This window comes from Georgenia sp. H159 (assembly GCF_035607575.1).
Lineage (GTDB): Bacteria > Actinomycetota > Actinomycetes > Actinomycetales > Actinomycetaceae > Oceanitalea.
Genome location: NZ_JAYDZY010000024.1, coordinates 1 through 12,336 on the forward strand (window position 1 = coordinate 1; position 12,336 = coordinate 12,336).

11 protein-coding genes and 1 pseudogene are annotated in these 12,336 nt (G+C 69.7%); 6 read left to right on the plus strand and 6 right to left on the minus strand.

All coding sequences use genetic code 11. The annotated features are described in order from the left end of the window. Positions 1–246: 246 nt before the first annotated feature. From istA to VR894_RS19005, 3 genes and pseudogenes are all read left to right on the plus strand, one after another. Positions 247–1,817, plus strand: a pseudogene (istA, locus tag VR894_RS18995) (IS21 family transposase). Further along, complete coding sequence (gene istB / locus VR894_RS19000) at positions 1,814–2,608, plus strand: IS21-like element helper ATPase IstB (protein ID WP_324654099.1); 795 nt, start codon at positions 1,814–1,816, stop codon at positions 2,606–2,608. Before istA ends, istB begins: the two are co-directional and overlap by 4 nt. 114 nt (positions 2,609–2,722) lie before the next feature. Continuing rightward, the gene (locus VR894_RS19005) at positions 2,723–3,016 is read left to right on the plus strand and encodes a DUF5615 family PIN-like protein (RefSeq protein WP_324654101.1); all 294 of its coding nucleotides are present in this window, start codon (positions 2,723–2,725) and stop codon (positions 3,014–3,016) included. 246 nt (positions 3,017–3,262) lie between these two features. Here VR894_RS19005 and VR894_RS19010 read toward each other — a convergent pair whose 3' ends face one another. The 4 genes from VR894_RS19010 to VR894_RS19025 all read right to left on the minus strand — a co-directional run bounded on the left by VR894_RS19010 (position 3,263) and on the right by VR894_RS19025 (position 5,984). Further along, a complete protein-coding gene (locus VR894_RS19010) occupies positions 3,263–3,910 on the minus strand; it encodes a nuclease-related domain-containing protein (RefSeq protein WP_324654103.1) in 648 nt (215 codons plus the stop codon). 87 nt (positions 3,911–3,997) lie between these two features. Further along, positions 3,998–4,483, minus strand: coding sequence for a peroxiredoxin (locus tag VR894_RS19015; protein WP_324654105.1), 486 nt, complete (start codon positions 4,481–4,483; stop codon positions 3,998–4,000). 20 nt (positions 4,484–4,503) lie between these two features. Then, positions 4,504–4,632, minus strand: a complete 129-nt coding sequence (locus tag VR894_RS19020) for a hypothetical protein (RefSeq protein WP_324654107.1) — start codon at positions 4,630–4,632, stop codon at positions 4,504–4,506. An 878-nt stretch (positions 4,633–5,510) separates the two neighbouring features. Next, the gene (locus VR894_RS19025) at positions 5,511–5,984 is read right to left on the minus strand and encodes a MarR family winged helix-turn-helix transcriptional regulator (protein ID WP_324654109.1); all 474 of its coding nucleotides are present in this window, start codon (positions 5,982–5,984) and stop codon (positions 5,511–5,513) included. Between the two features lie 53 nt (positions 5,985–6,037). Here VR894_RS19025 and VR894_RS19030 point away from each other — a divergent pair, with 53 nt between their 5' ends. Further along, entirely contained in the window at positions 6,038–9,136 is a 3,099-nt protein-coding gene (locus VR894_RS19030) for an efflux RND transporter permease subunit (RefSeq protein ID WP_324654110.1), read from the plus strand. Positions 9,137–9,571: 435 nt separating this feature from the next. On the opposite strand, the gene VR894_RS19035 is transcribed toward VR894_RS19030, so the two are convergent. After that, positions 9,572–9,934 (minus strand): PaaI family thioesterase, encoded by a 363-nt coding sequence (locus tag VR894_RS19035; protein ID WP_324654112.1) that lies wholly within the window; start codon positions 9,932–9,934, stop codon positions 9,572–9,574. 291 nt (positions 9,935–10,225) lie between these two features. Continuing rightward, positions 10,226–10,639 (minus strand): winged helix-turn-helix transcriptional regulator, encoded by a 414-nt coding sequence (locus VR894_RS19155; RefSeq protein WP_416380873.1) that lies wholly within the window; start codon positions 10,637–10,639, stop codon positions 10,226–10,228. A gap of 39 nt (positions 10,640–10,678) precedes the next feature. Between VR894_RS19155 and VR894_RS19040 the strand changes: the two genes are divergently transcribed. Together VR894_RS19040 and VR894_RS19045 are read left to right on the plus strand one after the other, a co-directional pair. Further along, entirely contained in the window at positions 10,679–11,098 is a 420-nt protein-coding gene (locus VR894_RS19040) for a DoxX family protein (RefSeq protein ID WP_324654114.1), read from the plus strand. Positions 11,099–11,354: 256 nt separating this feature from the next. Continuing rightward, the gene (locus VR894_RS19045; RefSeq protein WP_324654115.1) at positions 11,355–12,209 is read left to right on the plus strand and encodes an SDR family NAD(P)-dependent oxidoreductase; all 855 of its coding nucleotides are present in this window, start codon (positions 11,355–11,357) and stop codon (positions 12,207–12,209) included. Positions 12,210–12,336: the final 127 nt, after the last annotated feature.

The following is a 12,336-nucleotide window of genomic DNA, read 5'->3' on the forward strand; positions in this document are numbered from 1 at the left end:
TCGATCAGAACATCCCGCGATCACTCGCTGCCCGGCTCACCACCGCTGGGCGGGAAGCGCAGCACACCGCCGTGCTAGCGGACATGCCAACCTCCCTGTAGGCGGACACGAGCCTCCCTGCTGACGGACAGCTGATCTCCCTGTCTGTGGCCCGTGGGATCGGCCCGTGTCGGTCCCGATGAAGGCGTCCCTCCGGGGTTTGCTCGAGGTTCTCGACACCTTGAGCAGGTTCCACCGGAGGGACGCATGAAGAAGTGTGACAGGGAGATCATGGAGATTCTCGAAGCGTTCGATGCAACAGAGAGTGCGCACTCGGCCGCGCGGCTGGCCGGGGTGGATGCCAAGACTGTGCGGCGCTATGTCGCTGCCCGCGACGCTGGCCGCCCGGTGACCGGTACCTCGCGGCGGCCGCGGATGATCGACGGGTACTTGCCGAAGGTCGAGGAGTGGGTGGAGCGCAGTGCTGGCAAGGTCCGCGCCGACGTCATCCACGAGCGGCTCGTCGGCATGGGGTTCACCGGCACTGAGCGCACCACGCGCCGAGCGGTCGCGGAGGCGAAGGCGGCGTGGCGGGCGGGGAACCGGCGGATGTATCGGCCGTGGATCACCGAGCCGGGGCTGTGGCTGCAGTTCGACTGGGGCGAGGGACCGAAGGTGCCCGGCCCCGACGGCGCGATGCGGCGCACGCTGCTGTTCTGCGCGTGGCTGGCCTGGTCACGCTTCCGCGTGGTGATCCCGGTGTGGGACCAGACCCTGCCCACGCTGATCGCCTGCCTCGACCAGACCCTGCGGCGGATCGGTGGGGCGCCGACCTACGTGCTGACCGACAACGCCAGACGGTGAGCATCGACCACGTCGCAGGCGTCGCGGTGCGCCACCCGCAGATCGTGGCGGCAGGGCGGCACTACGGCACCCAGGTCCACACCTGTGTCCCCTTCGACCCCGAGTCCAAGGGCGGCACTGAGTCCACCGTCCGGCTGGCGAAGGCCGACGTGGTGCCCACCGAGGCCAACCTGCGACCCGAGTACGGCTCGTTCGCCGAGCTGGAGGAAGCGTGTGAGGAGTTCTGCGCCAAGGTCAACAGCCGCCTCCACCGCGAGTCCGCGCGCATCCCGGCCGAAGCGCTGGCCGAAGAGCGCCGCCGGCTGCACGTGCTGCCGGCCGCCCCACACACCCTCGCTCTGGGCGAGACCAGGACGGTGAACACCGATCAGACGGTGCGCTACGGCTCGGTGCGCTACTCCACCCCGCCCGGCCTGGTCGGCGCCGAGGTCTGGGCCCGCGTCGCCGGCAACGAGCTCGTCCTGGTCGCCGACCTCGACACCCTGCCCCGCCGTCCCCAGTGGGCCGGGGAGCGTCGCGGACTCATCGAGGTCGCTCGCCACCGGCTCTCCACCCCGGGCACTCCGCGGATCGACCTGGCCCACTACCCCGACCATCCTCAGGACCCCGACGGGGCGCCCAAGCCGCCGCGGCCGCGGGCTCGCAGCGCCGCCGAGCACGAGTTCCTCGCCCTGGGCGACGGGGCCCGCGACTGGCTGGTCGCCGCCTCGGCCGCCGGAGCGACACGCATCCGGGCCAAGATGGCCGCCGCCCTCGAGCTCGCCGCCCTGGTCGGCACCCCGGCTGTCGCGGCGGCCCTGACGGCAGCTGCGGCCGCAGGGCGCTTCGGCGAGGAAGACCTCACCGCCATCGTCGCCCACCAAGCCACCACTGCCCCTACCGGCGATCTCGTCATGGCCGACGAAACGCACTCCGCCCAGCCCGGCACCGCCACCTGGGCCGGCTTCACCACCAGCAAGGAGACCACCCGATGACCACCACCACGACGAGGACCGCGATGCCGGCGGCGCCGGCGCTGCCCGAGGACCTCACCGCGGTCCTCAAGCGCATGCGCATGCCCTACCTGCGCGCCGCCGCCCCCGAGGTCCTCGCCACGGCCAAGGCCCAACGCTGGGACCCCACCGAGGTCCTGTGCGTCCTGCTCGCCGAGGAGGCCCGCGGCCGCGACGAGGCCACCCGGGCCATGCGCCGCAAGGCCGCCGGGCTCCCCGCCGGGAAGACGTTCGACTCCTGGCGCGAGGACGACTCCTCCATCCCGGTCCCGACCCAGTCGGCGCTGGCCACCCTGGAGTGGGTCCACCGCACCGAGAACCTCGCCATCTCCGGACCATCAGGCACCGGCAAGACCCACTTCGTTGAGGCCCTGGCCCACAAGGTCATCGACGCCGGCATGCGCGTCTCGTGGTTCACCCTCGAGTCCCTCAACGCCGCGATCGGCAAGGCCGCCGTCGACGGCTCGGTCAGCAAGGTCATCGCCCGCATCGCCCGCGCCGAGCTCATCGTCGTCGACGACATCGGCATGCTGCCCTCCAGGCAGGCCGCCGCCGAGGCCTTCTACCGCCTCGTCGACGCCACCTACGAACGCCGCAGCCTGGCCGTGACGAGCAACATCCACCCCGCCGGGTTCGACACCATCATGCCCAAGACCCTGGCCACCGCCGCCGTCGACCGGCTCCTGCACCACGCCCACGTCATCATCACCGAGGGCACCTCACTCCGGCTCGCCGAGGCCACCGCCGGACGCGGGGTGGTCCCCTTGAACTGAGCACCCCAGGGAGATCAACTGTCCGCGGACAGGGAGATGAACTGTCCGCCTACAGGGAGGTCTCCTGTCCGCCCACGGGGAGGTCCCGCTGTCCCTTGACACGCCGAACTGGGAATGGAACGTACGGCTGACGAAGACATCTTCGAGTGGTGCCGGCAGAACGACGCGGTGCTTCTGACAGCTGACAAGAGACTCACGAAGTACCTCGCTGTACAGCAGGCAACTGACCCCTCTGTCGTGATCCTCCGGGGCTACCTGCTCGACGTTGCACGAATGGAAGCCGATCTCCTCGACAACCTGGACGCCATTGAGGGCACCATCAGCGGCGAGGGTAACGCCGTGTTCTCGATGGGGCCGGACCGCCTGACGAGGGTTCAGCTGCTGCCGCTGATCTCCGAAGCTGGCTGATTCATCCGGGGATCCGACGGCCCAGCGGCTGCGTATGTGTGATGGTGACGCGGCCTCGTGCCTGCGCCACGGGTATCAGATTCGCAGCCAAGCCGCCCACTTCGAGCGCTCGACCCAGCTTCCGCTCGATCTGATCGGGGTTGTCCGCAGGCCGCCGTCCTCCAGGGTCTTGTCGCCAGGTCGTCGATCGACGGCCGACGTCGAAGATCGCGTCGATCTCGCGCGCGGACAGACGCGAGGGCGCCTTCAGAAGGTGTTGGCCGATGCGTCGGCGCTGCACCACGATGACGGCACCGTCCTCGGGTTGCTGCTTGACCGTGAAGCCCTTGTAGCGCCCATCACCGCGATCACGCCGGTCGCCGTCACAGGGAAGCCGACCTGCGCCGTCAGCCGGCGGCCTGCCCGTCGCGCCTCGTGTCGGCTGTTCCGCACGTAGGGCAGGCGTCGGCCGTTGACCATGAACGTGTCACCGCCGACCCAGACCGAGGCGTTGGGGTGGTGCTTCGCGTTGACGGTGAACACGCCGGCCGGACCGATGGCGACGTGATCGATGTCCGAGCCACGTTGCCCCACACGAACCGCGTGGAGGACCCGCCACTCAGGTCCGAGCTTGGCGAGCTGCGCCGCGACCGCCTCCTCACCGTCGGCTCCGATCCGCCAGGCGCGCTCCTCGGTCCTCGCCCCGACCAAGCGAGCCAGTGCACCGCGCAGGCGTCCTTGCGCCGCTCGCTCGGCGAGGGCGCGCTCACGAGCCGCCGCGCCGAGCGGGCGGGTCGCCGAGAACGCCGCCGCCACAACGGTCCCGCTGAGCGCGGACGAGGTCGCCGAGCTCGACGCTCTCGCCGCCACCGTCCCGGTCCGCGGGAACCGGTACAACGATGCCGGCATGCGCATGGTGGGGCTGTAGGAAGCGCGTGCCAGGTCCATGGTGGGCAGTCCGGCCGGGCCCGCCGGGGTGTGTTACCCCGGAAGGTCTGTGGATCAGTCGGCCGATTCGGCGCGACGCCGCAGAGCATCTAGCGCTCGATCAGCGTGGGCCTCCATCCGTAGCTCGCTGTGGATCACCGCCAGGATCCGCCGGTCTGGGGCGATGACGAAGGTCGAGCGGCGCAGCGGTAGCAGGTCGCCCTGCGCGCGAGTCACCCCGAAGGCGCGGCACACCTCACCGGTCACGTCGGCCAGCAGCGGATATCCAAGCCGATTGGCACGGTCGAACCGGCCCTGCTGGTCCACGCTGTCTCGGCTGATCCCCACGACGCGCGCCCCAGCGGCGGCGAATTCTGCGGCGAGGTCGCGGAAGTGGCAGCTCTGGGCGGTGCAGCCGGGACTCATCGCCGCAGGGTAGAAGAAGAGCACGAGCGGCCCGTCGGCGAGCAGAGTTGAGAGCCGGACGGCGTCGCCGGTCTGGTCGGGAAGGGTGAAGTCGGGCGCGAGGGTGCCGGCCTCGAGCAGTCCGGAGCGTGTCATTGCCTCTCCTTTTCGGGCCGCTAACCCAGATCCAACAAGGGACCGGCCAGGGCGAGCCGCAGGTCGTGCCCGGCACCGGTGAACAGCCCCAGGACCATGAGGGCGGCGCCGGCCCGTGCTGGGTTCTTGAGCAGCTGCGTCTGCTCCACCACCCGGGCCTGCGCGTCGGCGGCCCCCGCGGGTCGTGGATGACCAGTGCGGTGGGAGGTAGGAGGACCGTCAGGAACAGCGCCCCGAGACCTCCCTCCACCCCGAGCAGTCACGATCGGTAGCCCACTGCCGACCACCGCCGCCGGCACGATCGACCTGGGCGCACCGAGCGAGCCGGCATAGGCGACCACCATCGAGGTGCGGGTCAGATCCCGCGGTTCGGACGCGAGGAACAGTGGCACGCACGAGATCCGTTCAACGAGAACGAATACTTCCATCCCGCCATCCGCTCCGTTCAGCCCCGGGGTGCCAGCGCACCCACCCGCACTTATGAATGGTAAGCCCGAACGGGTCACGAGACTAGCCCCCTGGTGGGGCCACCGGGTCACGCGATGCCCCCCTGGACCGTCCGCGGCGCGGGGGAGGCGGTGAATGCCCGGCGGTCCAGTGCCCCGCCCGCAGCGGGCGACGGAACTGATCGGCGGCCGTTGGACCGGGTCCATCATCCTGGAACTTCTCGCCGGGGAGCGCCGCATCAAACGAGATCGGGGCTGTCCGACCGCCTGCTCAGTGAGCGCCCGCACCTGCTGGGAGGCCGACTGATACGCCGCACCGGCGCGAGAGCTCGTACTGCGAGAACTGGCCGCGTGGGCCAGCCGGTGGAGGATCGGGGCTCGTCAGGAACCCGGCATGGAGACGAAATCGTGGCTGACCATGCCCGGCGGGGCGTCTACCGGTGCACCACGCTGGCGTGGCCGTGCGCCGTGCGCACGGTGGCGCAACGCGGCCCTGTGTGGCCGTGGACGCCGATCCTGGGGCGGGGCGGGCATACGGGGTGCGCGTCGAGGTGTGGCGGTGAGTCCTTACCGAGTGTAGGTCAGCCTGCGGTGTCCTCGCTCAGGGCTTGTTCCGCGGCGCGGTGCAGTGCCGCGAAGGCGGTCGCCACGGCGTGCAGGGCCTCGATGTCCAGCCGTGAGAGCAGGTCGCGTCGGTGCTCGGCGCCGGCTGTCAGGAGGCGGTCGACGGTGGTGAGGCCATCGGCTGTGAGCTCGACGAGGCGGGTCCTGCGGTCCTGGGGGTCCTCCGCCCGGTGCACCAGTCCGCGTTCGACGAGGCGGTCGACCAGTCCCGTGACGCTGGCGGGGGTGATGCCGAGGGAGTCGGCGAGTCGATGGCTGACCACGGGCCCCTCCGCGCTCAGGTGCAGGAGCGCCTTGAGCTGTTGCATTGTCAGGGCGGTCTCGAGCAGAGGGCTCACCCGGGTGCGTGAGTAGAGCCGCACGAGGGCCCGCTCGTGCTCTTCGATGGCGGCGATCACCTCGCCGCGTCCGCTCTCGTCGGTGATGGCCATATGCTTCGTGTCATCCTTAGTGTCTCGGGAATCCCAACATACCTGGAGTGGACATGGTCGGCCTCGCTCGGCTCAGCCTCGCAAACCGCGCGATTGTGGCGCTCCTGACGGCGATGATCATCGTCGCGGGCGTCTTCTCCGCCACGTCGCTGCGGCAGGAGTTGATCCCGTCGCTGGAGATTCCGGTCGCGGTCGTGGTGACCCCTCAGCCCGGCGCGGCGCCGGACGTGGTTGAGCAGCAGGTCACCACGGTGGTCGAGAACGCGGTGGCCGGTATCGAGGGCTTGGAGGGGACGACGTCGTCCAGCACCAACGGGCTGTCGATGGTGACCGTGGAGCTGGCATACGGAACCGACATGGACGACGCCGAACAGGAGTTGCAGCAGGCGGTGAACCGGGTGGCCTCGACCCTGCCGGCCGGCTCCGCACCCACGGTCGTGGCCGGCAGCATCGACCAGCTCCCGGTCGTGCAGCTGGCCGTGGCGGCCCCGGAGGCGGGCGAGCGGGAACTTGTGGCGCACCTCGAGGATGAGGTACTGCCGCAGTTGCGCGCCGTGGAAGGTGTGCGGGAGGCCACGCTCTCCGGGACCAGGGAGGTGCAGGTCCTGATCACCCCGGACCCGGCCGCGCTGGTCGCCTCCGGGGTGGGGATGGAGGCCATCACCGCGACGCTGGAGGCCAACGGCGTCGTCGTCCCGGCGGGCACAGTCCGCGACGACGGGCGCCGCCTGAGCGTTGTCGTCGGTGAGCGGCTGAGCACCGTGGACGACATCGTCGCCCTGCCCCTACCGGGCCCGCCCAGTGGGCAGCCAGCGACCCTGGGCGATGTCGCGACGGTGCAGATCGAACCCGTCGATGCCACGTCCTACGCGCGCACCAACGGCGAGGAGAGCGTGGCTGTCGCGATCACGAAGTCGCCGGACGGGAACGTGGTCAGCATCTCCGAGGCGGTTCGCGACCTCATCCCCGAGTGGGAGGAGTCGCTGGGCGATGGTGCTGGGGTGGACGTGGTCTTCGACCAGGCGCCCTTCATCGAGCAGTCCATCGAGGATCTCAGCACCGAGGGCCTGCTCGGGCTTGTGTTCGCCGTCCTGGTGATCATGCTGTTCTTGCTGTCGCTGCGCTCGACGTTGGTCACCGCCGTGTCCATCCCGCTGTCCCTGCTGATCGCGATGATCGGGCTCTCCGTCGGCGGGTACACCCTGAACATCCTGACCCTGGGTGCGCTGACCGTCGCCGTCGGCCGGGTGGTCGACGACTCCATCGTCGTCATCGAGAACATCAAGCGGCACCTGGGCTACGGTGAGGAGAAGTCCGCGGCGATACTCGCGGCCGTCCGCGAAGTCGCCGGAGCGGTGACCTCGTCGACCATCACGACCGCTGCAGTGTTCGTGCCGCTGGGCATCGTCGGCGGCCAGGTCGGCGAGCTTTTCCGGCCCTTCGCCTTCACCGTGGCCATCGCGTTGCTGGCCTCGCTGCTGGTGTCCCTGACGATCGTCCCGGTCCTGGCCTACTGGTTCCTGCGCGGCACCGGTGAGCGTGCCGGGACGGGCGCGCACCGCGACCGGGCCGAGGAGCGGGAGCGCTCAGGCCTGCTTCAGCGTTCGTACGTGCCGGTTCTGCGCGCGTGTCTGCGCCACCCGGTGCTGACGCTCGTTGCCGCCGCCGTGGTGCTGGCCGGAACCGTCGGGTTGTCCTCACGGTTGGAGACGAACTTCATCGGGGACGCGGGCCAGGACACCGTCGCAGTCAGCCAGGAGCTTCCTCCGGGCACCTCACTGGAGGCGACGAACGAGGCGGCGCGCCAGATCGAGGAGGTCATCGCCGATCTGGACGGCGTGGAGACCTATCAGGTCACCGTCGGCTCGGGCGGTGGTATCGAGGCCGCGTTCCTCGGTGGCGCCGGCGGTTCGAACACGGCGACGTTCTCCATCACCGCCGAGTCCGACGCCGAACCCGACCAGATCCAGCGCGAGCTGCGCGAGAGACTGGCCGAGCTCAGCGACGTCGGGAACGTGACGGTCACGGCGGCGCAGGCCGGATTCGCGCTGCCCCCGGTGGAGGTCCTCGTGCGGGCGGACGACGACGAAGCGCTGCGAGAGGCGGCTGGCGCCGTCCAGCAGGCGATGGACGAGGTCGACGGACTGACCGACGTGGTCAACAACCTCGCCTCCGACACCCCGGCGGTGACGGTGGAGGTCGACCGCGAGGCCGCGGCCGCCGCGGGCACCAGCGAGGCCGCGATCGGCCAGGCGCTGGCCGGCATGCTCCGCGGAGCGCCCGTGGGCCAGGCCGGCATCGAGGGGGAGACGTTGGACGTGGTGCTGCGGCTGGGCGAGGCCCCGGCGGACGTTGCCGCCCTGCGCGCCGCCCCGGTGCCCACGGCCAGCGGCGTGGTACCGCTGGGCCAGGTCGCGGAGGTCACCGAGGTCGAGCAGGCCACCTCCCTGACCCGCCAGGACGGAGTCCGCACCGCGAGCGTCACCGCCACGTCCACCGACCAGAACCTCGGTGGAGTCACCGCCCGCCTCCAGGAGAAGCTGGACGCCCTGGCGCTGCCCGACCGGGCCCAAGCCGAGATCGCCGGAATCAGCGCCGAACAGCAGGACGCCTTCGCCGACCTCGGCCTGGCGCTGCTGGCCTCGATCGCGATCGTCTACCTCGTCATGGTCGCGACCTTCAGGTCCCTGACCCAGCCGCTGATCCTGCTGGTCTCCGTGCCGTTCGCCGCGACCGGCGCGCTGGGTATGCTGCTCGCCACCGGGACACCACTCGGCGTGCCGGCACTGATCGGGCTGCTCATGCTGGTCGGGATCGTGGTCACCAACGCCATCGTCCTGATCGACCTCGTCAACCAGCACCGGCGCCGGGGCCTACCGGGTACCGAGGCCGTCATCGAGGGCGCCCGCTACCGCCTGCGACCGATCCTCATGACGGCCGCGGCCACGATCGGCGCCCTCATACCGATGTCCCTCGGGCTCACCGGTGGCAGCGTGTTCATCTCCCAGCCACTCGCCCTGGTGGTCATCGGCGGGCTGACGACGTCCACCCTGCTCACCCTCGTGCTGGTCCCGGTGCTCTACGACCTCCTCGACCGGGCGCGCACCCGGCGCGCCCGCCCACACCACCGTGCCGAGGTACAGTCTTCCTGAGAACTACGACGGCCTGGCTCAGGCACCTGACAGGCGCCCGGCGGCCGTCAGGTGCCTGAGCCTCGACGTCGCTGACCGGCGGGTCCTGGTCTCCAGGGCACAACCGGCACCGCCCAGGGCAAGCATTATCTCCGCCGCGAAACGCTCGTTGATCCAGCACCCGGGGAACCGGGGACGACTTCCGGTAACTCCGACGGCAATGCCTCGGCGCCCGGGTAGGCGAATGCCGAAGCCGCCGCGACCCAGAAGACCGCCGTCCCCGCCTCACAGTCAGGCCACGCTCCTCACCGCCGTCGCGCAAGGCATAGATGGAGCGACACACCGCCGAGCAGGCCACCAGGATTGACCGTCATCGCACCACGGGAAACGGGCGGGAATGACGACACCCGCGGCTCGCCAGGCCCCCTCCTCGGCGGTCAGACCCCCGTCCGCGCGTCATCGACCCTGAGGGGTCACCTGCGGTGCACTGCCGGAGCCGTGTCGCGCGAAGTGCTCGATTTCTACAGTGAGGAAGACTGCCGTCGATGAGGCCACGGCGCGCCCGTCGAGGTCGCGCAGCGTCCCAGCAACGAAGAACTTGCGGTCCTCCCGCCTCATCACGCTCGCCTCCAGCCGGTAGGCGACCCCCACGCGTACCGGAGTCAGGTACTCCACGGCGAGCTGGCGGGTCACCGCCGGCGTCCCCAGCAGGTAAGGCAGGAATCCAAACAAGTCATCGAAGACGGTGGCGACCGCGCCACCGTGGACGACCCCGGGAGCTCCCGCGTGGCGATCGCCGAACGTGTGCTCGGCGACCACTTCGTCACCACGGCGACGGACCTGGAGTCGATGGCCGTGGGGGTTGTCGGGCCCGCAGCCGAGGCACCGCTCCTGGTGCACCGGTAGGACCGCTCCCTCGGGGTGCGGCCGGGCCCTCTGCGCCCAATACGCCCGCATCATCTCCAGGTCAGGCACGTACGCCACCTCCTCCTGAGACTGTACAACCCGCCGGGCCCGGCACCTGTGGGCCCTCGCCCCAGTCGGACGAACCCAGAGCCGCTCAGGACGCATTCGCAACTCCGGGTCACCTTGCCGCGTGAGAGACCGCGGCTAGTCGGATACCTGACCCCACTCTGCTGCCCAACAGGAAATTGCGTCGACCGCTGGGCCCAGGGCTCGCCCCTTCGCCGTCAGCACGTATCGCGGGGCGCCTGTGGCGACGGGACATGTGCGCGAGAGGAGTCCTGCACCTTCCAGCTCTCGGAGCCTCTCGGCCAGCAGGCGGTCAGACAACCCGGGGATCGCGGCGCGGATCTCGCTGAAGCGCTCGATGTGAGCCATCAGCGCGTGAAGGATGACACCGTTCCAACGCCTACCGAGGAGCTCAACGGCCTGGTGGAACGATGGGCAGTAGCGTGCGCGGCTCTCGCCCGCCTGGCCGATCTCCTCGTAAGCCACCTCGACCCCCACGTCTGCTCGAGTCGAGCGTGATTGACGTGCACCGATGATACTGCTATACCTCACTTACTTACACATCGTAAGCGGTGACCCTCGGAGGGTGACGTGGACGTCCTTGTACTCATCGGCAGGGTGCTCTTCGCCCTGCTCTTCCTCGGTTCAGGCTACGGTCACCTCGCCCAGCGGCAGATGATGGCCGGCTACGCCACAGGTAAGGGAGTGCCGGCCGCCAACCTGATGGTCCCGCTGACGGGACTGCAGATTATCGTCGGCGCGCTCATGGTCGCCCTGGGGATCTGGCCCGACGTGGGCGCCCTGCTGCTGGTGGCCTTCCTCGTACCGACAGCCTTCATCATGCACGGATTCTGGGCCGAGGCAGACCCCGGAGCCAAAGCCATGGAGCAGACCCAGTTCCTCAAGGACATGGCCCTCGCCGGTGCGGCACTGGTCATGTTCGCGCTCTTCGCCCATCTCGGCGACGATCTCGGCTTGGTCCTTGTCGGCCCGTTGTTCACCCTGTCGTGAGCGACGCGCTCCCCATTGCCATGCCTGGGCGACGTGGCTCATGGCCCTCGACGACCCCTGGCGCTCTTGCCATATCGGGGCACGGTCCAGAGGCCGTCCGCGACGTTGGTGGTCAACATTTGAGTTCGCTCACCTGCGCCTGGGCAAACAGGTGCACACCCTCCGCTCAGCGCCGCGACCGAGAGCGGGCGCTGACGGCACGGCCCGGCTATCGGGTCGCGCACTTTCCGTTCATTACTCGAAGAGGAGTATCTCCATGGCAGGACGACTGGAGGGCAAGGTAGCCCTCATCACCGGCACGGCAGACGGACAGGGACGGGCCGCCGCTCTCGCCTTCACCGCTGAAGGCGCCAAGGTTGTGGGCTGTGATCTCAAGGCGGAGCTGGCCGAGGAGACTGTCGAGCTCGTTCGGGCGCGGGGCGGTGAGATGGTCTCGATGCAGCCACTGAATCTGGGCGACGAAGCCGCGGTGCAGCGCTGGATCGACTTCGCCGTCGAGCAGTACGGCGACTTCGACATCCTCTACAACAACGCCTCCGGCGTCCGCGGCGGCACCATCGAGTCCTTGACCCGTGCGGACTGGGACTTCGACATGACCAACGAGGTCACCATCTTGTTCCTGGCGATCCAGAAGGCCTTGCCGGTCTTCAAACGCAAGGGCCGCGGAACCATCCTCAACACCGGCTCGGTCGCCGCGATGGTCGGCTCGGCGATGCCGGGAAACGTTGCGGGCAATCTCGTTCACAACGTGGCCAAGGCCGCCGTCCTGCGCCTCACGGCCAATCTCGCCGTCGAGTTGTCGCCGTGGAACGTTCGCGTCAACACCGTCTCCCCGGGATTCATCGACACCCCCGCGACGCGACCGCTGTTGGAGGCCGGCGGGCGCGCGTCTGTCGAACGCGCGCTTCTCAACCCGCGGATCGGCCGGCCCGAGGACATCGCCATGGCAGCGGTGTACCTCTGCTCGGACGAGGCCGACTACGTGACCGGCGCGAACCTGGTCGTCGACGGCGGTTGGGTCGCAGGTGGCGGCGTCGGCCGCCCAGACCCCGAGGTCGAGCAGATCTTCGGCGAGGTGATGAAGAAGCTGACCAACGCCCCGACCGCCTGACAACGAGGATGTGGGCGAGGGGCAAGCCGACATCACCACCCGCACCGCCTGCAACCCCGGCGGACAGGTCACCCCGACCCGCCAGCCCAGGTCCACCGGGTCCGGACGCCGGCACCACCAACACCCT

Bases quoted from the DNA above. Each gene is read 5' to 3' on its own strand.
- istB (WP_324654099.1), top strand. From the start codon at position 1,814: ATGACCACCACCACGACGAGGACCGCGATGCCGGCGGCGCCGGCGCTG.
- VR894_RS19005 (WP_324654101.1), top strand. From the start codon at position 2,723: ATGGAACGTACGGCTGACGAAGACATCTTCGAGTGGTGCCGGCAGAAC.
- VR894_RS19010 (WP_324654103.1), bottom strand. From the start codon at position 3,910: ATGCGCATGCCGGCATCGTTGTACCGGTTCCCGCGGACCGGGACGGTG.
- VR894_RS19015 (WP_324654105.1), bottom strand. From the start codon at position 4,483: ATGACACGCTCCGGACTGCTCGAGGCCGGCACCCTCGCGCCCGACTTC.
- VR894_RS19025 (WP_324654109.1), bottom strand. From the start codon at position 5,984: ATGGCCATCACCGACGAGAGCGGACGCGGCGAGGTGATCGCCGCCATC.
- VR894_RS19030 (WP_324654110.1), top strand. From the start codon at position 6,038: ATGGTCGGCCTCGCTCGGCTCAGCCTCGCAAACCGCGCGATTGTGGCG.
- VR894_RS19045 (WP_324654115.1), top strand. From the start codon at position 11,355: ATGGCAGGACGACTGGAGGGCAAGGTAGCCCTCATCACCGGCACGGCA.